General features: G+C 44.1%; 18 protein-coding genes, 2 tRNA genes and 1 pseudogene. 7 read left to right on the forward strand and 14 right to left on the reverse strand.

Annotated elements, in window-relative coordinates:
• Positions 1 to 143 precede the first annotated feature (143 nt).
• The 4 genes from IKN49_04415 to IKN49_04430 form a co-directional block, all read right to left on the reverse strand.
• A tRNA-Pro gene (locus tag IKN49_04415) sits at positions 144 to 219 on the reverse strand.
• A 34-nt stretch (positions 220 to 253) separates the two neighbouring features.
• Positions 254 to 328 (reverse strand) — tRNA-Pro (locus tag IKN49_04420).
• A gap of 48 nt (positions 329 to 376) precedes the next feature.
• The gene (locus IKN49_04425) at positions 377 to 715 is read right to left on the reverse strand and encodes a MerR family transcriptional regulator (GenBank protein ID MBR3632282.1); all 339 of its coding nucleotides are present in this window, start codon (positions 713 to 715) and stop codon (positions 377 to 379) included.
• 280 nt (positions 716 to 995) lie between these two features.
• Positions 996 to 1,331, reverse strand: coding sequence for a histidine triad nucleotide-binding protein (locus IKN49_04430; protein MBR3632283.1), 336 nt, complete (start codon positions 1,329 to 1,331; stop codon positions 996 to 998).
• A gap of 69 nt (positions 1,332 to 1,400) precedes the next feature.
• On the opposite strand from IKN49_04430, the gene IKN49_04435 reads away from it, so the two are divergent.
• Together IKN49_04435 and IKN49_04440 are read left to right on the forward strand one after the other, a co-directional pair.
• Positions 1,401 to 1,973, forward strand: coding sequence for a hypothetical protein (locus IKN49_04435; GenBank protein MBR3632284.1), 573 nt, complete (start codon positions 1,401 to 1,403; stop codon positions 1,971 to 1,973).
• 81 nt (positions 1,974 to 2,054) lie between these two features.
• The gene (locus tag IKN49_04440; protein MBR3632285.1) at positions 2,055 to 5,066 is read left to right on the forward strand and encodes a PAS domain S-box protein; all 3,012 of its coding nucleotides are present in this window, start codon (positions 2,055 to 2,057) and stop codon (positions 5,064 to 5,066) included.
• Here IKN49_04440 and IKN49_04445 read toward each other — a convergent pair.
• From IKN49_04445 to IKN49_04455, 3 genes are all read right to left on the reverse strand, one after another.
• Positions 5,046 to 6,101 (reverse strand): prepilin-type N-terminal cleavage/methylation domain-containing protein, encoded by a 1,056-nt coding sequence (locus IKN49_04445; GenBank protein MBR3632286.1) that lies wholly within the window; start codon positions 6,099 to 6,101, stop codon positions 5,046 to 5,048. The genes IKN49_04440 and IKN49_04445 overlap by 21 nt on opposite strands.
• Before the next feature lie 323 nt (positions 6,102 to 6,424).
• Complete coding sequence (locus tag IKN49_04450; protein MBR3632287.1) at positions 6,425 to 6,844, reverse strand: peptidylprolyl isomerase; 420 nt, start codon at positions 6,842 to 6,844, stop codon at positions 6,425 to 6,427.
• A gap of 51 nt (positions 6,845 to 6,895) precedes the next feature.
• Positions 6,896 to 8,002, reverse strand: a complete 1,107-nt coding sequence (locus tag IKN49_04455) for a GMP reductase (protein MBR3632288.1) — start codon at positions 8,000 to 8,002, stop codon at positions 6,896 to 6,898.
• Positions 8,003 to 8,137: 135 nt separating this feature from the next.
• On the opposite strand from IKN49_04455, the gene IKN49_04460 reads away from it, so the two are divergent.
• Genes IKN49_04460 through IKN49_04470 form a run of 3 tightly spaced genes read left to right on the forward strand, consistent with a single transcriptional unit; the run spans position 8,138 to position 9,610 of the window.
• Entirely contained in the window at positions 8,138 to 8,617 is a 480-nt protein-coding gene (locus IKN49_04460) for a prepilin-type N-terminal cleavage/methylation domain-containing protein (GenBank protein MBR3632289.1), read from the forward strand.
• 9 nt (positions 8,618 to 8,626) lie between these two features.
• The gene (locus IKN49_04465; GenBank protein ID MBR3632290.1) at positions 8,627 to 9,079 is read left to right on the forward strand and encodes a prepilin-type N-terminal cleavage/methylation domain-containing protein; all 453 of its coding nucleotides are present in this window, start codon (positions 8,627 to 8,629) and stop codon (positions 9,077 to 9,079) included.
• A 9-nt stretch (positions 9,080 to 9,088) separates the two neighbouring features.
• Positions 9,089 to 9,610, forward strand: coding sequence for a prepilin-type N-terminal cleavage/methylation domain-containing protein (locus IKN49_04470; protein ID MBR3632291.1), 522 nt, complete (start codon positions 9,089 to 9,091; stop codon positions 9,608 to 9,610).
• On the opposite strand, the gene IKN49_04475 is transcribed toward IKN49_04470, so the two are convergent.
• Complete coding sequence (locus IKN49_04475) at positions 9,607 to 10,329, reverse strand: ankyrin repeat domain-containing protein (protein MBR3632292.1); 723 nt, start codon at positions 10,327 to 10,329, stop codon at positions 9,607 to 9,609. The genes IKN49_04470 and IKN49_04475 overlap by 4 nt on opposite strands.
• Positions 10,330 to 10,417: 88 nt before the next feature.
• On the opposite strand from IKN49_04475, the pseudogene IKN49_04480 reads away from it, so the two are divergent.
• A pseudogene (locus IKN49_04480) lies at positions 10,418 to 10,507 on the forward strand (prepilin-type N-terminal cleavage/methylation domain-containing protein).
• A gap of 660 nt (positions 10,508 to 11,167) precedes the next feature.
• Here IKN49_04480 and nifJ read toward each other — a convergent pair.
• A complete protein-coding gene (nifJ, locus tag IKN49_04485) occupies positions 11,168 to 14,728 on the reverse strand; it encodes a pyruvate:ferredoxin (flavodoxin) oxidoreductase (GenBank protein MBR3632293.1) in 3,561 nt (1,186 codons plus the stop codon).
• Between the two features lie 196 nt (positions 14,729 to 14,924).
• Positions 14,925 to 15,707: a hypothetical protein gene (locus IKN49_04490; protein ID MBR3632294.1), complete on the reverse strand. Its 783-nt coding sequence runs from the start codon at positions 15,705 to 15,707 to the stop codon at positions 14,925 to 14,927.
• A 377-nt stretch (positions 15,708 to 16,084) separates the two neighbouring features.
• Here IKN49_04490 and IKN49_04495 point away from each other — a divergent pair, with 377 nt between their 5' ends.
• Positions 16,085 to 17,203 (forward strand): pilin, encoded by a 1,119-nt coding sequence (locus IKN49_04495; GenBank protein ID MBR3632295.1) that lies wholly within the window; start codon positions 16,085 to 16,087, stop codon positions 17,201 to 17,203.
• Between the two features lies 1 nt (position 17,204).
• Here the strand turns inward: IKN49_04495 and rimO are convergent, their stop codons facing one another.
• The 4 genes from rimO to IKN49_04515 all read right to left on the reverse strand — a co-directional run.
• Entirely contained in the window at positions 17,205 to 18,491 is a 1,287-nt protein-coding gene (rimO, locus tag IKN49_04500; protein MBR3632296.1) for a 30S ribosomal protein S12 methylthiotransferase RimO, read from the reverse strand.
• A 24-nt stretch (positions 18,492 to 18,515) separates the two neighbouring features.
• A complete protein-coding gene (locus IKN49_04505; protein ID MBR3632297.1) occupies positions 18,516 to 19,787 on the reverse strand; it encodes a hypothetical protein in 1,272 nt (423 codons plus the stop codon).
• Positions 19,788 to 19,954: 167 nt separating this feature from the next.
• On the reverse strand, positions 19,955 to 20,344 hold the full coding sequence (locus IKN49_04510) for an OsmC family protein (protein MBR3632298.1): 390 nt from the start codon (positions 20,342 to 20,344) through the stop codon (positions 19,955 to 19,957).
• A gap of 100 nt (positions 20,345 to 20,444) precedes the next feature.
• Positions 20,445 to 21,276, reverse strand: an 832-nt coding sequence (locus IKN49_04515) for an alanine:cation symporter family protein (GenBank protein ID MBR3632299.1), incomplete at its 5' end; no start/stop codon positions are given.

Here is a 21,276-nt window from a genome sequence, read left to right on the forward strand (position 1 = left end):
TAGAATTTGCACCAGTTGCAGATTTTTCAAAAAAAATCCTTTGAATCTAGACGCAGACAAGGAAGTGTGTACTGTAAAAGGCCGGAGGCCGAGGTACCCGACCGAGTCTGCAACAACGAGTCAAAGGATTTTAGATGAAAAAATGGTCGGGGCGGCGGGATTCGAACCCACGACCTCACGGTCCCGAACCGTGCGCGCTACCAACTGCGCTACGCCCCGTAAAACAACTTTACTGCTTAGTAACAAATCTAAATGGTCGGGGAAGCGGGAATCGAACCCGCGGTCTCTCGCACCCCAAGCGAGCACTCTACCACTGAGCCATTCCCCGATAGATTGTCAAAATGTTTACGGCTACAAGTTGTGCCGTACTTATATTTTAGCATTCTTTGAGGATTTGTGAAAGAGTTTCTTTTATTTCTGTCAGAAATTTCACATCTACGGTGTTGGCTTTTTCACCGTATTTCAAACCATGTTTGGAGAGTTGCTTCTTGGCCCCTTCCAAGGTAAGTTTGTGCTTATAGATCAAATCTTTAATTTTGAGAATGGAATAAACATCTTCCTTGGTATAACGGCGATGTCCGCTCTCAAGCCGAATCGGTTTAATTAAGCCAAATTCCGCTTCCCAGTAGCGTATAGAATACTCCGGCACGCCGGTGATGCGTTTGACGTCACCGATGCTAAAGTAATCTTTCTGTTCAATTTCTTCCAAACTCATATAGATATTATAGCAAAACCAAGTTATGAATCTTGTAAATAACTCTATTTGTTGTTTCTTCTTTTGTCGTTTTTCGTTACTCTACCCACCGTCATCTCATCTTAGTATCCCTTGTCATCCCGCAATGTTGTAGTGCGGGATAGGGTCTCGCAATAACGTTATACTCCAAAATTTGAAGATCTTCCGGCTCAAGAATAAATACCGTAGATTATTATAAAACACAAAACACCCCGCTTGCTACTTTCAAGCGGGGCGCTTTTAATGCTTCTTTCTGCAATAGTTATCCGGCGGGCCATAAAAAGCGTCTGCCGGCCATTAAGTGAAAGTGTAAATGGTCCACACTTTGTCCGGCGCCTTTGCCGTTATTAGTTACCAGACGGAAATCCGGTAAATTGTATTTCTTAGCCAAATCACGTGCGGCCAGTAATACTTTACCCAAGAGTTCCGCGTCGCCGTCTTGCGCTTCTGCCAAGCGGCTGATGTGTTTTTTGGGGATGATTAGTAAATGCGTGGGGGCTTGCGGATTTAAATCCTTAAAAGCGACCACGTCGTCATTCTCGTACACGAGCTGACTTTTTACTTCCCCGCTTACAATTGCGCAAAATATACAGTTCATAAATAGTATTATATAAAAAGGATGTGCCAAAAACATATTCTTGTTAGAAAAGCAGTTAGAGGGGGCCCTATGAAAAAATATATCTTGTTGTGCGGTTGTTGTTTGCTGACTGCATGTGCCGGTTTGTTAGGGGAAACAGACGGCTACAAAATGAATACCTTACGGCAAACGCCGTATTATTTGACCACCGAGGCCGAACAAGTGGAAGATACTTGTCCGGGAAATGATATTCTCAAGCAATACACTTGTACAAAAGATATGCCGGACGGCATGAGATGCTTTGATGCCTATATGGTACAGGGTAGTCCTGCCCCGGAGCAACGTTATACATTATTGCAAGAGAAAGTGGAAAAACAAACTGTTTCCGCTCAACCTGAGTGTCCGGCCAACATGCAACCCAATTGCCAATCCTTTTTACAGGCCTTGCAAGATAATTTGGAATTTTCATGGTATTTAGTCAATTTTCCATCTTCCTCTTTTGAAAAATGTCGGGAAACGTATGACTGTAAACGGATTGACTGTTACTTGCCGGATCATACGACCGGGCCGGAGCCGTCAGCCACTTTGGTTTCCTGTGTGTTCAAACGAAATCAATTGTTTTTTGTCGGCTCGGAAGTGACGTGCCGCAGAAAATTTCAATAATTTTGCCTTGCAAGAGTGTTGTGAATTTATTAGCATATAACAAACGGCGTGTTAAGCTGTGTTTACGTGTGAGGAGCGACTATGGGGAGCCATCTGTTTTCCATGTTTTCTAAAGAAAATCAATTGCCTGAGAAAATAAAATCTTTTCTGGAGATGCTCACTTGGTTACCGGTACCGGTAACCTTGGTGGATGCCGACGGGAAAGTAATCGGCATCAATACTCGCATGGAACAGTTAATCGGATTTACCAGTGAGCAAATTGCCGGCCAGCCACTCTCTAAATATGGGCTGGTTTGGGCAGATGTGCAAGCCTTATTAAAAGCTTCCGCTACCGATAAAATCATTCGGGAAATTGTCACACGCGACATGGAAAGTTTGCACGTGAGCGTCGGTGCTACCCGCGTGCCGGATAGCCCGTACACCTTACTTACCTTTGAAGACGTGCCGGATTACCGCAAAACAATCGGAGAGAAACAGTTTTTACAATCTATTGTCTCGCATTATCCTTTTGCCGTTATGGTGCAAGATGCTTACGGCGTGTGCCGTGCTTGGAATGACAAGATGACACAGCTGTTTCACGTTTCTTCCGCCGATGCTGTAGGAAGAAAAGTGTCGGAACTCATGCCGGTAGAATTGTCTAAAATACTGGGGATCTTGGACCATGAGGTATTGCAACAACAGCAAAGTTATCTCTCCCGTAACATGAGTTTTCGCAAGCCAAACGGAGAAGAAGTGGCTTTAGCGGTAAGTAAAGTGCCTATGCTCAAGTCAGACCGCGTGGCTTCCATTCTGACCGTTTTTGAAGATATCACATCGCGCCACGCACAAGAAATCGAATTGGTGCAAACCCGTAATTTATTGCAAGCTATTTTGGATAATGTTCCGTTAGGCATTTATACCCGCACTGCCGAAGGCCGCATGACGTATTATAACAAACAGAGCATGAAGGTGCTGGGAGTTTCAAATACGCAATACGTTACCACTCCGCACCCCAATCAGAAATTATCTGATGTGCGCGGATATGCCAGCCGTGAGAAGGCCATTTTGGAAGAGGGAAAATTAAAAGAATATCCGGATGAAATTTTTGTGGATCAACAGGGAAATGAGAAAGTGATTCATATGATTAAAGCTCCGTTGATGCATGCCGGTCCGGAACCGCTCGTGCTTAGTATTGTAGAAGATGTGACCCAAAAACGGGAACAGGAACGCAAGCTGATGCGTGCCAATGCCTTTTTAACCGCTATCGTAGAAAATATGCCGGTGGGATTGTATGCCCGCGATAAAGACGGGAAAATGTTGCTGAGCAATAAAAAGAGCGAAGAAATTTTCCACGATAAAAACGATCAGTTGGATGAGCGGGGGGCGGCCGCGCATGAAACAGAAGATCAAATTCGCGAGTATTTGAAACGCGAAACGGATTTGTTAGAAAGCGGCCAAATCTTGGATATCGCCGAAGAGCCTTATATGACGGAAACCGGCGAGTGGATTTCGTTGCATATCGTGAAGGTGCCTGTTTCTGATGTGGCGGGGCAATTTAGCTTCGTCATTACGATGGTGGAAGATATTACCAAACGTAAAGAACAGGAACGCAAACTGGCTAAATTCAGTCAATTCCAACAAGCTGTTTTAGACAATGCGCCTTTAGCTATTTATGCCCGCAGTATGGACAAAACATGGACCTTTATCAATAAAAAAGCTAAAGAACTCTTCCCGCAGGAAACTTTGTATTTAGATGAACATGACTTTTATAGCGAGCGAGAACGGAAAGTATTAGAAGAAGGAACTATTTTGGATATTCCGGAAGAGGAATATATTAATAGAAACAATGTAAGACTACTGCTCCACTTGATTAAAGTACCCGTAATGGATCAAGAAGGGCGTCCGTTCATGATGCTTTCTATTGCCGAAGATATTACGCAAAAGAAGCAACAAGAAAAAGAAATTCTGCAGAGCAAAAATTTCTTACAAAATATCGTAGACAATTTGCCGGTGGCCTTGTCTGTTAAAAAACCGGATGGTACCTATATTTTGTGGAATAAACGCAGTGAACAAATTTTTGGAGTGGCGGCTAATACCGTCATCGGTAAACAAGATTACCGTCAGGACATTACCAGAGAACAGCTGGACTTTGTGTTGGAGTCCGATAAGAAGGTGTTTAACAGCCATCGGGAGCTCAACATCGCCCAAGAGCTGATTTCTACCCCCAACGAAGGTGTGAAAATTATGCACACCGTCAAAACTCCTTTGTATAATTCTGACGGAGATGCCGATTATTTGCTCAATGTATCGGAAGATATTACGAGCAAGACCAAAATGGAACGCAAAATGCGGGAAGCGGGGGAGAAGAACTCTTTGCTAGTAGAAAATGTGCAAGAAGGAATTGTCATTTTAGAAGATCGGAAAATTATTTATTCCAACCGCACCGCTTGCCAAATGTTAGGTGTATCTTCCTCTGAGGAATTAACGGATAAATTGTTAGCGGATTTCATTAGCCCGGATCATCAACCGATTGCGCGCGAAAAATACGAAGCGGTGGTCAATGGTTTGGAAGGGTCTCAAGAACCGTTACAATTGTATTTTGCCCGGCCCGATGGAGGCAGAACGGAAGTGGAACTATCTGCTTTAGCTGAAAAGTATTTGGGCCGCCGTATTGTGTTGGTTTTCTTCCGAGATATGACACGCGCCAATAAGATGATGCGGGAAATCCGCTCCGAGCGTGAAACTTTCAAAAATGCGTTTGAAAAAGCAGTTCACCCGATGTTGATTTTGAATTCTAAAGGATATATTCAGACCATGAACCAATCTGCTCGGGAACTCTTTCACCTGCAAGAAAAAGATAAAGTGTTTTATCGTAATGTTTACATGCGCCCTATGTTGGCGCTGGAAACACGGCGGCAAATGTCCCAAGGGCAACCGACAGAAATGGATTGGGTGTTTGATTTCGATAAAGCAGCCGAGAAATTCCCCGGGCGTATTACCGGAGAAGGCAAACTGCCTTTACATATGAGCTTTGTGCCGTTTAACAAGCGAGATACTTCGGACGGTCAAGTATTGGCAGATTATTTGGTTACGCTACAAGTAAAACCTTCCTAATAAAACTCCCCCAATGCAAAGTTGGGGGATTTTTGCAAGATTAACATTTAGGCGCAGATGCGGAACAATATCCTTTTCCATAATCTTCACAAACCCTCCGTTTTTGTAAGTTACCGGTAAAAAACTACTATCTGCGGAACAAGCACCAGGTACATTTGCAATACATTTACCACCATCAATCGTGGTTCCAATACATCCATCACTGCGATTCGCGACACAAGCTCCTCCTTCATAGATTGTGGCATAAACACACGGAGCGGTACCACTACCCGGATTAGCTTCACATACTCCTCCATTATAAATTTTTGCATAACTGCACGAACAGTATCCTGCATCTGACTTACATATTCCTCCATCATATACTTTCACAGATCTACACCCACCGTCAGTTGCTTCGCATATACCGCCTTCGTTAATGATCGGATTTGTCCAATCATTTTTGTACCCACACATCCCATTTGCATATGGCATACCCATAGCAGTACAGCGCGCTTCTTCACTCACATAACATTGCCCCGTCGTATTGGCCCACGCACAGGGGCCGGGGTAATCTAATAAATATTTATCATAGCCGTTTTTACTGCCTGCCTTTTGTCCGGCTAATAGATTTTTACACAAGCGCTCCGCCCGGGCATCTCCGCTTTTGGCTTCACAAAACAAATAACTGTCCGGGTTTTTAAGTGCCATAGAAAGTCTTACATTCGGCAGGGTATCTAATTGTCCGGTAATGGTACTTTGACTGGCGGTTTTGGTATCTATACTATACTCGGCATCCGGCATAATATATTTATTATCTTGCGCTTCTCCGGGCAAAGATAAGACTAATGCACTAGTATCCTCTGCGTATGCTCCGTTTTCCATATAGGCGGCCGTTTGAGCGGTTTGTAATGCTTTGGCCGGGGCCAATAGGGTGCTCCAGCGGCTTTTGTCAATTGCGCCTTGATACATGGGGATAGCAATGGCTGATAAAACACCGATAATCAGTACGACTACTAGTAGTTCTACTAGGGTAAAGGCATGTTTGCTGTTTTGCATACTATTCTCCTTTTATTTCTGTTTTGGAAAATAGACGCAAAAAAACGGCCGTCCTATTTGAGCCTTTTCACCTAATCCAAACAAAACAGCCGTGGTTTGCCGCGCCCGAAGGCGTGGCAAACACTCGGCAAGTATCCCTTTGGGAGCTACCCATTAAGATACTTGCCTGATAACGAGCTGTTTTTGGAGGTGAAAAGTGCCTTGGGGTTCCCCAAAGCTCTCCGCATTCCACATGCGGTTCCAAAAACAGATTAAATTGATACTACGTACCTAGTATAACAAAATTTTTATACTAGGGTGACAACAAGCCGCATTTCCAGCGACTATTGATTAATTTCTTTTACTTCCACTTCAAAGGTTAATTCTTTGCCTGCCAGTGGGTGATTAAAGTCCAAGGTAATTTCTTGATCGGAAATTTCCTTCACAATAGCGCGGAAGGTATGTCCGGCATTGCTGGCTCCCACCATATCCCCTATTTTGAGTTGATCTGCATTCATAATAGCGGTTTTAGGAACACGTTTGATAGCTTCTTCCAATACGGGACCGTATGCTTTTTCGGCGGCAATTTTTACAGTTTTTTTGTCGCCGACATTCATTTGTTCCAATACTTCTTCTAATCCTTTAATGATTTGTCCGGCACCGTGCGTATATTCCAGCGGACCCCGTCCGGCGGAAGTATCTTGTACTTTGCCGTCTACAGTTAAGGTATAATCAAATTTTACTTTTGCGCCTTTTTGAATCATGTTTTTCTCCTTTATCCGCTGGTCAGGGCGGTTTTTCCTATTGTAACAAATTTAAGACTCACTCCCAAATATATTATTCAGCTGCCGGTTTACACGGTAAAAAGTGGCTCGTTTGGACATGTCTTTTAGCCGTTTAGATCCGATATAGGTCATGCAGCTGCGCAGTCCACCTAAAATCTGCAGTAAGGTAGGTTCAATCGGCCCGCGGAAAGGTATTTCCACCACTTTGCCTTCGCTGGCACGATATTTTTTCAAGCCACCGTAGTGGGCGTCCTGCGCATAGGCAGAGCTCATGCCGTAGAATTTCTTAAATTGTTTTTCTTCAATATGCAAAGCACAATGTTCTTTATCAATCATTTCTACTTCGGGGGTTTGATAATATTTGGTGGCTAGTTCTCCGTCACTTTCTTCGTGGCCGGCCAACATACCGCCCAACATAACAAAGTCCGCACCGGCACAGAAACTTTTGCAAATATCTCCCGGACACGTGCAGCCGCCGTCCGCACACACCATACCGCTTAGCCCATGGGTGGCATCTGCACACTCAATCACCGTAGAAAATTGCGGTCGGCCCACGCCGGTTAATTTGCGAGTTGTACAAACAGAACCGGGACCGATGCCTACTTTGACGATATCGGCTCCGCTTAAAATTAAATCTTCGCACATATCACCGGTTACTACATTTCCGGCCATGATTAAACTATCCGGCCAAGCGGAGCGTACTTTTTTGACATAATCTACCAAATAAGGAGAGTATCCGTTGGCCACATCAATACAAATATTATGAACCAGTCCGGACTTCATAATGGTGCTTATCCGTTGAAAGTCCTCTTCCGAAACACCGGAACTGATAAAGAGTAAATCATTGGTTTTAAATTGCTTTAAATTTTCTTGTAAAAAGGTGATGATTTCATCGACTTGATAATGTTTATGCAGGGCAGTAAAAAGATGATGTTTTTGCATCTCTTTGGCAATGGCAAAAGTACCGGTGGTGAACATATTAGATGCCACAATACCGGTCGCTTCAATGGAACGGGGACACCACTTAAAGGAATACGTGCGTAATACATTTACTTGAGAGCGTGAGGCCAACATGGAACGTTTGGGACGTAATAATACATCACAATAATCTAACTGAATATCATCTTGAATTCGCATAATCTCTCCTACATACTAAAATAAGTCATCAACAAGTCCGCTACATATCATAGCAAATTTGAAGCGAGGTATTGGCAAATTGAAGGGATTAAGTTATAATGGAAAATAGGAAATATATTATTGGGAAGGGGAATTATGTCTCAGAAAAATAGAAAAAAGGGTTTTACCTTGATAGAACTGTTAACAGTTGTGTTAATTATTGGTATTTTATCTGCTATTGCATTGCCACAATACCGGCGGTCAATAGAAAGAACGCGCGTGGCGGAAGCATTATCTTTGCTACGTGCTATTTATGACTCTTGCGAGAGAAGAGCCTGGGAAAAACAATGGAATTCGTGCGAAGAGGCGATTAGCGAAGGGGAGATTACATTCCCTAAGTTAGACATTGCTGTAAAAGGGACTTACGCAGATGGTGATCTTACCCTCAATACGGAAAACTTTTCCTACAAATTATCAGAAAGTGGTGTTGCGGGATTAAAAGCACAAGCTACAAAAGGAAACTATGCAGGAGCTGTAGTTAAGTTTAACGGACAAACATTTACTTGCCAAGCAGGTTCTTCCGGTGACGCAGCCAATGCCTGTACAGCCTGGGGATCCAGTACGTGGAATAAATAAGGGGATATTATGAATAAAAAAGGATTTACGTTGGTTGAAGTGTTGGTGGTAGTAGTCATTATTGGTATTTTGTCGGCGGTTGCTTTACCGCAATACCGTAAAGTGATGGAAAAAGCTAGTTTTACCAAGGCAGAAGTGATGGCTAAGTCTTTGTATGACTCCTGCGAGCGTATGGTAGCGGAGTGGGGCGTAGAAGAGTGGGGGGATATTAATTCTTCCGCACGTAAATTAGCCCGCTTGGATATTGGCGAAAATAGTTTATTACCTAATGGTTTCAGTATATCCGGGGAAACTATTACCGGGGCCGGATTTATCTACACATTGCGCAATTCCGGAGCTTGTTACGTAACCATTACTAAGCCATCCGGAGATGCCTATGCCGGGGTTTCCGTTGGATATAACGGGGCCAGTTTTTCTTGCAGTGGCAATGCAACAGCTTGCAATGTCTATGGTTTGGACTAAGGAGTATATATGAAAAATAATAAAAATGGTTTTACTCTCATTGAGATTCTGGTAGCTGTTTTAATTATGATTATTTTGGTCACAATGGCGGTGCCAATGTATGAGAAGGCTATTGAAAAATCCCGTGTGGCGGAAGTAAGTACCACTTTGAAAAAGATTGGGGATTCCAAGTTGCGGATTATGGATCAGATGAACTTAGCTAATTTTCATGGGGGTGCCAGTAATGATTTCAACATGAAATCTCTGGACGTAGAAATGCCTACTAGTAATGAATTTACCTATTCGTTGTATCCGGAGAGTTATCCCAATGCTGTTTGCGCGGTGCGGGCAAAAGGAGAATATCAGGGCACTGTCTTTTTGTACTTAGGGGATGCTGCCGCGGACTATTGTGATTGTTCTACTTCGCACAGTAGCGGTAGCGTGTGCCATGAATATTGCTTGCGCAGTACGAAAGTGTTTTGCGGCGGTACACACTGTGAAGAATATGGTATGGATAATTTCTCAGTCGGAACGTGTAATACAAGCAATTAATAGGAATTTTTATTGCCCGCAAGACAATTTTTCAGATAGATATCTTGCAGTAAATCATACATCGGCGCCGGAGCTATTTCCGGTGCCGATTTTCCTTCGTAAGTTTGGCAAACATTAGCTTTGTACTTTAATAACAGTTGTACGATTGCCGGACTTTGCAATTCCGTAACAGCATAATAAAGCGCATCGGTTTTCCATTGAGTCTGCAAATTGGGGTTGGCTCCTCTTTTCAGTAAATATTTTATGAGGGTTTCCCGGTCTTTTTCTGTTTTGAAATCGGCCAGTATTGCCATGATAAGAGCGGTGGTTTTTGTGTCTGTGAGATGATTGATGTCCGCGCCGGCTCGTATTAAGCGGGCTGCTGATTCCGCATGTCCATCTCGCACGGCAATAAACAAGGGCGTCCATTGGCGGCTGTTTTCTATGTTTACATCCAATCTTTGATTGATTAAATAAGAGATTAATTTTTCATTACCGCTAGAAGCGGCGGCTTGTAACGGATCAAAATCCATATTTTCGTAATGGCGAGCCGGGTCATTAAAATAAAGCACATAGTTCAGAGGGGCTCCCTCTTCCAAAAGATTTTTTACGCCGATTAAATCGCCCTCGTAGGCGGCAGCAATAAGTTCTTCTCCCAATTGGGCCTGATGGGCTTTGCGGTAGCCGATGGCTAATATAGACACCAAAATGATTAAAAGAAAAATAATTAATTTCTTCATGTGTCTATTGTAGCAAAATGTAAAAGTTGATTTCTGGGGTTTTTTCAGCTATACTACAAAGAAGTACCCTTTTTGATAATAAGGAGGAATTATGAACAAGAAAGCCTTTACGTTGATTGAATTATTGGTAGTAGTGTTAATTATTGGTATTTTGTCAGCCATTGCTTTGCCACAGTACAATAAGGCTGTGCAAAAAGCACGCACGGCACAGGGACTGGTCATGGCGCGCACCATGCGTGATAAAGCGGCTGCGTGGGTAATGGAGAATGATGCTATGCCTAACCTGTTGGAATTTAGTGAATTGTTGGATTTCCCTGATAAGACCTGTGATAGCAGCAGTTGTAAAGCACAAAATAAACCCAGCGGGTCTTGTACGTGTACAGTGGGGGATTATGCAGTTCTATATCGTATTACCAGCACCACCAAACATATGGCTTACTTTATATATGCTCCCAACGGAGTAGCTAATGAGACGGACGCGATTGGTAGCGGGTTTTACGTCAATACCGCAGACGGACCACAAATACGCTTGACCTGTGTGGCTGATAAAAACTCTGCTTCAGCCCTTAAGACGTGCAAAACCTATTCCACCACGCGTTTGGTCAACAATGACGGAATAGATTGGTATAGCATGGAATAAAAGTAAATAGTATATAAGATATATAAAAAACCCCTGCTCGTGTGAGCAGGGGTTTTTAGCGTTCAGTTTCTAGTAGTAATAATTTTTTCGTCAGGCTCAATAACCGTGAGTTTTGTTTATATAAGTCGCGTCTGTCAGATATAAGAAAGCCCCTTCTTGCTTGCGCAATCGGGGCTTTCAATGCTTGAGATATAGATTTTATTTCAAGACTTTTTCTTCCGGTTGGATAGCGGCCAAGTGTTTGTACAAGTCGCGTCTCCAAGCATATTCGCTTTCGGCGCGCTTGATTAACTCTTGGGCTAAAGCCGGGTTATCGCGCATTAAGCCTTTGAAGCGGTTTTCACCACTCATGTAATCGGCTAACGGCAAGGTCGGCGCGGTAAGCGGGCTGTCCACCTTGAGAGGGTTTTTACCCTCGTAGCGCATTTCCGGATTGAAGCGGTACAAAATCCAGCGTCCGGCCTGTACGGCGCGTTTGGCTTCTCCCATACCTTTGGCCATATCAATGCCGTGGGCAATACAGTGAGAGTACGCAATGACCAAGGCCGGGCCGTCATAAGCATCAGCTTCGGCTAAGGCTTGGATGGCTTGGTTCATGTTGGCCCCCATAGCAATTTGCGCTACATAGATGTTTCCGTAGGTCATGGCAATCATACCGAGGTCTTTCTTCGGCATCGTTTTGCCACCCGCAGCGAACAAGGCTTTGGCGCCTAACGGAGTGGCTTTAGACATTTGACCGCCGGTGTTGGAATATACTTCGGTATCTAACACCAAAATCTTGATGTTTTTACCGGAAGCTAACACATGGTCCAAACCGCCGTAACCGATATCGTAAGCCCAACCGTCACCGCCCAAGATCCAGACGGATTTGCGGACGAGATAATCGGCAAAGCTCAAGAGGCGTTGGCCTTTTTCGCAGGTAGATTTAGAAAGAATTTCTTTCATTTGAGCAACGTTCTTGCGTTGTTCTTCTATTTCTGCGTCGGTTTTTTGTGCGTTGTTGATAATAGCATCTGCTAAAGCAATGTGTTCTTTCAAGCAGCAATTCTTGGTTTCTTCCACGAGGGCTAAGGCATCTTTGGTGAGTTGGTCATAGGCCACGCGAATACCTAAACCGAACTCTGCGTTGTCTTCGAACAAGGAGTTAGACCAGGCAGGGCCTTTACCGTCTTCGCGGGTGCAATACGGCGTAGTGGGCAAGTTACCACCATAAATGGAGGAACAGCCGGTTGCATTGGCTACCGCTAAACGATCGCCGAATAATTGGGTCAAGAGTTTTACATACGGCGTTTCACCGCAACCCGCACACGCACCGGAGAACTCAAACAACGGTTTTCTCATTTGAGAACCTTTGACAGATTCTTTTTTGGTTTTTACGTCGGCTTGTTTGAGGCCCAAGAAGAAAGCGAAATTATCAATTTCATTATCGCGTACTTCGAGTTGATGTACCATATTGATAGCTTTCTTTTCCGGGTTGGTTTTGTTCTTAGCCGGGCAGTTAAAGATACAGGCACCGCAACCGGTGCAGTCTTCTACTGCTACTTGTACGGTAAATTTCTTACCGGCCAAGTCGGCTTTACCGTCGACAGATTTAAAGGTTTTGGGAGCGTTTTTGAGCTCATCTGCTTCATAGGCTTTGATGCGGATTGCTGCGTGCGGGCAGACCATAGAGCAGAAACCACATTGGATACAAGTTTCCGGATCCCAGGCCGGTACTTGAATGGCGATATTGCGTTTTTCATATTGGGTGGTACCCGTGGGGAAAACGCCGCCTTCCGGCATCTTAGAGGTCGGCAAGCTGTCGCCGCGTCCGGCAATCATTTCGCCTAATACATCTTTTACAAAGGCAGGAGCATCAGCCGGTACAGGAGCCTTGGTGTGTTTGGTAGAGGTTACTTGAGCCGGATATTTGACTTCGTGTAATCCTGCCAAGGCGGCATCAACGGCTTTGTAGTTTTTCTGTACGATTTCTTCGCCTTTTTTGGAATAAGTTTTTTCAATGGCGTGCTTAATGTCGGCGATGGCTTTTTCCGTCGGGATTACACCGGCGATACCGAAGAATGCCGTTTGCATGATGGTGTTGGTGCGGCTACCCATGCCGGTGGCCAAAGCAATATCGGAAGCGTCAATGGTATAAACTTTGAGCTTTTTGTCGATAATTTGCTTTTGTACTTCGGCCGTTAAATGATTCCAAATTTCATCGGCAGCATACGGAGCGTTAATGAGCACCGTGGCTCCTTCTTTGGCTTTGCCGAGCACATCGTACTTGTCCAAGAAATCAAACATATGTACGCCGATAAAATCGGCCGCTTGAATTAAGTACGGAGCGCGGATGTAATTTTTACCAAAGCGAATATGAGAAGTGGTCATGGAGCCGGATTTCTTAGAGTCATACACAAAGTAACCTTGAGCAAAAAATCCGTTGGCGCTGATGATCTTCATGGTGTTTTTGTTGGCACCGACGGTACCGTCAGAACCTAAACCGAAGAACATAGCTTCAAATACATCTTCGTGCGTTTTGCCTTGCAAAGTGGTGGTCGGCAAAGATTTATGGGTCAAATCGTCTACGATTCCGACGGTAAAATCTTTTTTCGGTTCTTTCAGAGCCAGATTGTCATAAACGGCTTTTACATCGGCCGGTGTGAAATCTTTAGAACCGATACCATAACGTCCGCCAATGATAAGCGGGGTGGTCGCAAATTTGGCTTTTGCTTCATCGGTCAAGAAAGCCGCGCAAACATCTTGGAACAACGGCTCACCCAAGGAACCCGGTTCTTTGGTGCGGTCCAAGACAGCCACTTTTTTAACGGTGTTAGGAATGACACGGATGAAATCGGCAATAGAGAAGGGGCGGAATAATTTTACTTTGAGTACGCCCACTTTTTGACCTTTCAAGGCTTCGGCGGCAATTTGAGCTACGTCGGCGCCGGAACCCATAACCACGATCAAGCGTTCCGCATCAGCATCACCGACATATTGGAACAAATCGTATTTGCGGCCGGTCAATTTTTCAAATTCGGCCATTTTTTCTTTTACGATTTCCGGTACGGCATTGTAAAATTTGTTCACGGCTTCGCGTTCTTGGAAATACACATCCGGGTTAGCGGCGGTACCGCGCACGGTCGGATGTTCCGGATTTAAGCCGCGGCCTTTATGTTGGGCAATTAATTTTGCGTCCATCATGCTGGCCATTTGTTCTTTGGTCAAGGGTTCGACCATGTTTAATTCGTGGCTGGTGCGGAAACCGTCAAAGAAGTGTACAAACGGTACGCGGGCTTTGAGTGTAGCGGATTGAGCAATCAGAGCCATATCCATAGCTTCTTGCGGATTATCAGAGCAGAGCATTGCCCAACCGGTTTGGCGTACGGACATAATGTCGGAGTGGTCTCCGAAAATGGACAAAGCCGTGGTGGCTAATGCACGGGCAGACACGTGAAATACGGTAGGGGTCAATTCACCCGCGATTTTGTACATATTCGGGATCATCAAGAGTAAACCTTGAGAAGCGGTAAAAGTGGTGGTCAAAGCACCGGCAGTTAATGCACCATGTACGGCACCGGAAGCACCGCCTTCGGATTGCATTTCCGTAACAACGGGTACATTGCCCCAGATGTTGGTCTCGCCTTTGGCGCTTTTCGCATCGCAGATTTCACCCATCGTGGAAGACGGAGTAATGGGGTAAATAGCGATGACTTCATTGGTGGCGTGTGCGACGTGTGAAACGGCCGCATTACCATCCATCGCGACTAATTTAGCCATATTGTAAATCTCCTTGTTGGTAATATAAAACGTTTCCTGCCGGTTACGGCAGATACTAACTACCTTTACATTGTACAAATTCCGCGCGCTTGCGCGCAACCGCGCGCGTAAGAGAGAATATTAAGCGTATCACGGATGGAAATCTTGGTCATAAAAAACCCACCCTCACGGGTGGGTTTTTAAGTGTAGTGAATAGTTAAATGTTCACTTTTTGTCCTTCCCGTTGAGTAGTGGGCAAGGGCATTTGTTCAACTTGTTGGAAGATGCCCAGCTGCAATTGTTGTAATTGTCTTTCATCTTTACCTTCGGTTTTGAGCTGATCTTCATACACATATGAGGTGATATAGCTTGAACCGTCATAATTGTATCTTTTGTTATTGTAATTGTAGACCATACGGATGACCACAAAACGACCTGTTTCCGGATAATAGTAAGCAAATACAGCGGAATCTTTTTCAGGTACTATGCGATAAAGTGTCGGTTCAACCCCTTCCGTTTGCGGTAAATAAGATGCCCATGTATCTCTATTGTTAATCCCTCTAAACGTTTTCCGGTAAGGACGATCTAAAACCTCTGCTTTTACCTGAGAATAAGGAGCCAACAACTCATTACGATAGAAATACTGCAAGTGCGGAAAATTCAGGCGCGGCGCCACTATGTATTTGGTAACTGTAAAGCGGCGAGGAGAGTTCTCATCATTTGAATAAGTATTTATAACATCTTTATCGAGATAGAAATCTACTTCCTCGTATGCGCCATGATGCACATCACGGAGAGGCAATACCTCATTATTAATTTTAACTACCGGATTGGTAGCAGGGATATTTTGTTGTTCGTAAGCTTCTTGAGCTTCTGCGCTTGCTGCCTCTAAGCTGGCTTCATTGATTAGAGCTTCGCCAGATTGAGCGTTTTTTGCTGGTTTAGCAAACAGCACGGTGCTTGCGATGACCAAGCAGATAAGTGTTACTAGTTTTTTCATAATACGCCTCCTGTAAAATGTACTCCTCGCATATTAGTATAGCATTTCTTTCAAAAAAGTCCATAGGTCAAAAGACCTATATGGAAAAATATTGATACCCAGAAAAAGCGGGCCCCTTTTGTTCCCGCAAAGCCTACAGATTTGCCGCACTAATGTTATGAAAGAATTTTCATAGACACATCGTCTTTTTATGTAATGTATGAAACCCTGCAGGGGCCTGCTTTTCTTGTTTGGTCGTTTTCTCGTCGGGAAATAAAAAAGGCTTGACTCGTTTTTTTTTTTTGCTACGATTTCTTAGAACGCCGCTGTTTTCAAGACACTTGCTTGCGAAACGTTGCATTACGGGCGTTTTAAGATTATTAAACAGGAGAATAAAAATGTCAAAGAAAGCCTTTACTTTAATAGAACTATTAATCGTAGTTCTTATTATCGGTATTTTGTCAGCTATTGCAATACCAATGTACCAAGGAGCAGTAGATAAAAGTCATTGGAGCACAATGTTACCGGGAGCCAAAGCGATAAAAGACGCAGAGGAAGCCTTTAAAATGTCCAATGACGGATATACCGACACGATGGCTAATTTGGACGTGACTATGGAGAACAGCGATTTAATATTTAACTTAATTACACCCAATAACACCTCTGAGCCCAATGTAATCAGAGTGACGAATAGTAAGTTAGCTAATGTACGGTTAGCCAGTTATTTAGACCAAAGTCCCATGTTTGCCGGGCAGTTGCATTGTGAAGCTAAGACAGGCGATGAACGGGCAGAAAGACTTTGCGGAAAATTACTTATGGGACAAGAACTAACTTCATCAGACGGCTACACGGCGTATTTATTAGACCAAGAGATTGATAAAGCCACGTGTGATAACGCCAGCCGCAGTTGGAGCACGAGTAAAACCAAATGTTACCGAACCACAACGGATAGATGTGAAGCCTTAGGTATGCCGGTCTTAGCCAGCGAAGGGGATGTGTGTGGCTATACGAATACTTCTTCCTCTAATCTAACCATAAAGGAAGGTATGTGTATCGCAACAGGAAACAATGGCTGTAGCCATATTACATTTGATGGAAATGAAAGTAGTTGTGAAACAAGAGATTCATTTGATAACTGTCGGTATGGTAATTTTAAAAATGGAGCCCAATGCACCGCTACTGCACAATGGGGGTGTATGGATTCTCATTATGCATCTGAAAGTACTTGTACCGCTAATGGGCCAGACGGTTGTAGAAATTCTACCTTTAGCAGTGGGGCTGTATGTGAAGCTAATATAAGTACTACTTGTTATGGAAGCACTTTTAATGAGGGGGCTAGCTGTAAAGCCAATCAGACTCAAGGTTGTGGTAGATCTACATTTAAAGCGGGTAGTAAATGTATTGCGAATGCTCCCAATACGTGTTGTGTGAATGGCTGCAATTGGTACGGGAGTGTTACTTATGACGGTGGCTGTTGTGAAGGGCCCTATTGCCCGAGTAATGCGCCCAAATGTTAGTTTACCGGAGCGGTTCCAGCCAGCGTTTGTAGCCGTCTGCTTTAACTACTTTGGCTTTGAAAATAGAGCCCGCCTTGACAGGGCGTGTAAAGGTCACTTGTCCATCAATATCGGGGGCATCTTTATAAGTGCGCCCAAAGGTTTCGCTGTCGGCAATCGCTTCCAGTGTAGTGCCTAGCAAACGTTTGTTAATACGGTCAATAACGCGGCTTTGCACTTCTTCCAGGCGTTGGTGGCGTTCTTGCTTAAGTGCTTGCGGCACTTGGTCTGGCAAATCATAAGCGGCGGTGCCGGCTTCTCTAAAATATTCAAAGACGCCTAAATTATCAAATTCATATTCATGGGTAAAAGCCAGTAACTCTTGGAAATCCTGTTCCGTTTCGCCCGGAAACCCTACAATAAAATTGGTGCGCAAAGACACATCCGGCACCCGTTTTTTCAGCATATCCAAGGTGCGGCGGATTTGCGCTCCGTCACAGTGGCGGTTCATCCGCTTTAATACCGGATCAGCAATGTGTTGCAAAGGAATATCCACATAGTGAAAAATACGGGCCGTAGAGGCCATTAACTGCGCCAGTTGCGGCGTGACACGATGCGGATAACCGTACATAATACGCAAGCGTTTAATGCGACGGTTTTGCAACAGTTTTTCCAGTAATTCTACCAACTGCGGCTTACCATATAAATCTTGCCCGTAAGAGGTGGTGTCTTGCGCAATGAGCGAAATTTCTTTGACCCCGTTTTGAGCCATTAAATCTGCCTCGCGCAGGACTTCTTTCATAGGTTTAGAACGGTAAGCACCGCGTAAAAAAGGAATGGTGCAATAGGCACATCGGTTGTTACAACCGTCGGCAATTTTGAGATATGCCGTATGCGGAGCGGTCAGACTCATTTTGTATTGCGGCAAATATAAACTTTTAGGAAGGGGGGAGAGTATGGCTCCCTTTTTTTGTAAAGTTTCTTCAATGTTTTCTTGCTCGGAAATGGAAAAGGCAACATCAATATCCGGAAAGTCTTTCAAAATTTTCTCTTTGAACCGTTCCACCATACATCCGGTCACGGCTACTTTTTTGATGCGGCCGGATTTTTTAAGTGCCAAAGCGGCGCGGATTTCGTTTTCGGCCTCTTCGACTGCCGAAGCAATAAAGCCGCAGGTGTTAATGATAAGCACATCCGTTCCTTCAGGGTCGAGCTGGAACTCATGCCCTTTGGCCAGCAAGCGAGCGGTAAATTCTTCGCTATTGGTTAAATTTTTAGGACAGCCTAAACTAATCAGAGAAAATTTCATATTGATATCGGGTAATATAAAAAATCAGACAGCGAGGTCGGCCCGTTGGGTTTTTTCTTCTTCTTTGAGCAATTCGTCTTCATCCCGTTTTAACAAAGCCATACCAAATGTGAGCACCCCGACGCGGCCTACTAACATTGCCATGATAATAATTAGCTTGCCAAGTACGCTGAGCTTCTCGGTGGCGCCGATACTCATTCCGCCGGTACCCAAAGCGGCGACCGCTTCAAAAAACAAATCCAAGAACGGTAAATTTTCCGTCCACACTAACAAGAACAAAGTCCAGAACAATAAAATGCTATAGAAAATAAAGGTAGAGTTAGCAATATATAAGCGGTGTACCGGAATTTGTTTGCCTAAAAAGGTAATATGTTTGCGTCCCAGTAAATGACTGGAAACAGTGGCTATCAGACAAGTAAAAGTGGTCGTTTTCAAACCGCCGCCGGTGCCGGAGGGGGAGCCGCCTATAGTCATCAGTGCCATGATAATGAGCAAAGAACAAGGAGCCCATGACTGGATAGATACCGTGGAAAAACCGGCAGTAGTCATGGCCGCAATGGCTTGGAAAAGCGCCGCAGAGGCATCTAAGCCGGGATTAGTCACTATAATCACAAAAGTGCTTGCCAACAAGGCTGCCAGTGTAGAAAGTACGATAATTTTAGTGGTATAAGAAATTTCTGCAGTACGGCGGAAAAGGCGGTTAAACAAATCGGTTACCACAATAAAGCCCATGGCTCCCGCCAGTGATAACAGAGAAATGACAAGGTTGATTGTTTTGCTCCCTTCAAAGGATAGGAAACTATCCGGAAACAAGCTAAATCCGGCCGTACAAAATGCAGATACACTATGAAAAACAGCGTACCATATTGCATTGAATACCCCATAGCCGTGGCGATAAAAATAATTGTATAAGAAAGCCGTCCCAATCAGTTCCGCCACGAAAGTAAAAATAATAACCGCGTGCAAAAAGTCATTGAGCCGTACCGTGCGGGGGAGTGCAAATTCCGTATTTAACAATTCCATATGGCGGTGGCGCAGCCGGTGGGAAAAAGACAGATAAATAAAAGAAGACATAGTCATGTAACCAATCCCAGCGAACTGAATAAACAGTAGCACGATTAGTTTGCCCAAAAAATTGTAAGACTCTGCAAAATTAACACTTGTCAGTCCTGTAGTAGAAACAGCGGAAGCAGCGGTAAATAGATTGTCAATCAAACTGATGGGTTTACTCTGCATAAAAGGCAAGGATAAAATGATAAAACCGGTAAAGGAGTATAGCAATACCGCCCGTAACATATTTTGATGCGGCGATAAGCGCAATACAAATAAGGTGTATCTGCGAAGGCTATTTCGTATAAACTGTAGACAGACTATAATCCAGTGCAGGCATTGTTTTATCATATATCTATTGTAGCAATTTTGCGCAGAAAAAAGCCTCTTGCTTTACAAGAGGCCTATAAAATTTAGTCAGCGGTGACTGAAAAAGTAATGTCGGGTCGTAAACTGTTATGTACCGGACATTTTTCGGCCGCTGCCACTAGTTTGTTGCGAATGTCTGCCGGTGTATCCGGCGGAAAATGCAAATGCACCGCAACCGATTTTAGACCGGATAAATTTTCGCCAAATACAGGTTTTAGTTGTATTTGCAAGCCGTCCATATTCTGTTTGTATTTTTGCGCAACGGCTCCAATCATGGTAAGCATACAAGCTCCTAAAGATGCCACCAACATATCGCCCGGCGTTACGTAGCGGCCACTGTTATCGTGAATGGTGTGTAAGATGTCGCTAATACCGCTGATTTGAAGTGTTACTTGGGAATTATTGCTATAAGTTCCTTGAATTATTTCTTCCATAAATGCTCCTTGAAACAGAAGTCAGTTTTTTATTGCTTTCTCAGCGTTTAGTATAAAATTTTTACATACGGTAAGCAAGCTGAAAATCGGATTATATCGCTTACCGGAGTGCCTTGTGCAAATAACGTTTTGTTTCTGTAGCTAATTTGTGACGTAAGCGCCAAATCATATACAGGTTGGGCAAGGTCATTACGGTCATCGTTAGGACGGCCAGTGCCCACGCGAAACGGGTGCTGATTCCCACTTCGGAAGCATCTAGGGAAACAGTTAAACTAAGCGAAAAAGTGGTCCCTAATCCGCCTCCTATCGCACAGGCTATTAAATAAAGTACGCGCCAAGTTTTAATCCATTTGCTACCAAATAGAAATTCTGTTGCTTTTTCTCCATAATAAGACCAACTGATTAAAGTGGTGAAGGAAAAAATAATTAAGGAGAAGGTTAAAACAGGTGTGCCAATATAAGGGACCGTGTGAAAAGCGCTGTTGCATAAATTGGCCGCAAATACGTCCGGATTTTGCCAATCTCCGGCCAAAATGATTACCAAACCGGAAAGTAAACAAATAAACATGGTCCAGATAACAGATGTGGCAGAGATAATACCCATTCGAGCCGGACTATGTGTAGTGGCTGCAGAAGCGGCAATAGAGGCACTTCCCATACCGGCTTCCGTGCTCATCACACTGCGTGATACGCCAATTCCCATACCGTTTAGGGCAGATACCACAACGGCGTATAAGGTAGTTCCTACGGCTCCTCCATATAGGGCCTTGCCGGTAAAAGCACTAGTAACCATAATTGCCAAGGCTTGCGGAATTTGAGAGAAATGCCTGCTCATTACAATTAATGTGATGAGCAAATACATGCCTCCCATGATAGGTACCAACCACTGCGAATAAGCGGCAATACGTTTGACGCCGCCGATTGTTACCAGT

Source organism: Elusimicrobiaceae bacterium (assembly GCA_017528825.1).
Classification (GTDB): domain Bacteria; phylum Elusimicrobiota; class Elusimicrobia; order Elusimicrobiales; family Elusimicrobiaceae; genus Avelusimicrobium.

What these genes read in the sequence shown, in the direction of transcription:
- IKN49_04425 (MBR3632282.1), bottom strand. Translation starts at nt 715, where the DNA reads ATGAGTTTGGAAGAAATTGAACAGAAAGATTACTTTAGCATCGGTGAC.
- IKN49_04465 (MBR3632290.1), top strand. Translation starts at nt 8,627, where the DNA reads ATGAATAAAAAAGGATTTACGTTGGTTGAAGTGTTGGTGGTAGTAGTC.
- IKN49_04490 (MBR3632294.1), bottom strand. Translation starts at nt 15,707, where the DNA reads ATGAAAAAACTAGTAACACTTATCTGCTTGGTCATCGCAAGCACCGTG.
- IKN49_04455 (MBR3632288.1), bottom strand. Translation starts at nt 8,002, where the DNA reads ATGCGAATTCAAGATGATATTCAGTTAGATTATTGTGATGTATTATTA.
- IKN49_04510 (MBR3632298.1), bottom strand. Translation starts at nt 20,344, where the DNA reads ATGGAAGAAATAATTCAAGGAACTTATAGCAATAATTCCCAAGTAACA.
- IKN49_04435 (MBR3632284.1), top strand. Translation starts at nt 1,401, where the DNA reads ATGAAAAAATATATCTTGTTGTGCGGTTGTTGTTTGCTGACTGCATGT.
- IKN49_04430 (MBR3632283.1), bottom strand. Translation starts at nt 1,331, where the DNA reads ATGAACTGTATATTTTGCGCAATTGTAAGCGGGGAAGTAAAAAGTCAG.
- IKN49_04495 (MBR3632295.1), top strand. Translation starts at nt 16,085, where the DNA reads ATGTCAAAGAAAGCCTTTACTTTAATAGAACTATTAATCGTAGTTCTT.
- IKN49_04440 (MBR3632285.1), top strand. Translation starts at nt 2,055, where the DNA reads ATGGGGAGCCATCTGTTTTCCATGTTTTCTAAAGAAAATCAATTGCCT.
- nifJ (MBR3632293.1), bottom strand. Translation starts at nt 14,728, where the DNA reads ATGGCTAAATTAGTCGCGATGGATGGTAATGCGGCCGTTTCACACGTC.
- IKN49_04505 (MBR3632297.1), bottom strand. Translation starts at nt 19,787, where the DNA reads ATGTTACGGGCGGTATTGCTATACTCCTTTACCGGTTTTATCATTTTA.
- rimO (MBR3632296.1), bottom strand. Translation starts at nt 18,491, where the DNA reads ATGAAATTTTCTCTGATTAGTTTAGGCTGTCCTAAAAATTTAACCAAT.
- IKN49_04460 (MBR3632289.1), top strand. Translation starts at nt 8,138, where the DNA reads ATGTCTCAGAAAAATAGAAAAAAGGGTTTTACCTTGATAGAACTGTTA.
- IKN49_04445 (MBR3632286.1), bottom strand. Translation starts at nt 6,101, where the DNA reads ATGCAAAACAGCAAACATGCCTTTACCCTAGTAGAACTACTAGTAGTC.
- IKN49_04470 (MBR3632291.1), top strand. Translation starts at nt 9,089, where the DNA reads ATGAAAAATAATAAAAATGGTTTTACTCTCATTGAGATTCTGGTAGCT.
- IKN49_04475 (MBR3632292.1), bottom strand. Translation starts at nt 10,329, where the DNA reads ATGAAGAAATTAATTATTTTTCTTTTAATCATTTTGGTGTCTATATTA.
- IKN49_04450 (MBR3632287.1), bottom strand. Translation starts at nt 6,844, where the DNA reads ATGATTCAAAAAGGCGCAAAAGTAAAATTTGATTATACCTTAACTGTA.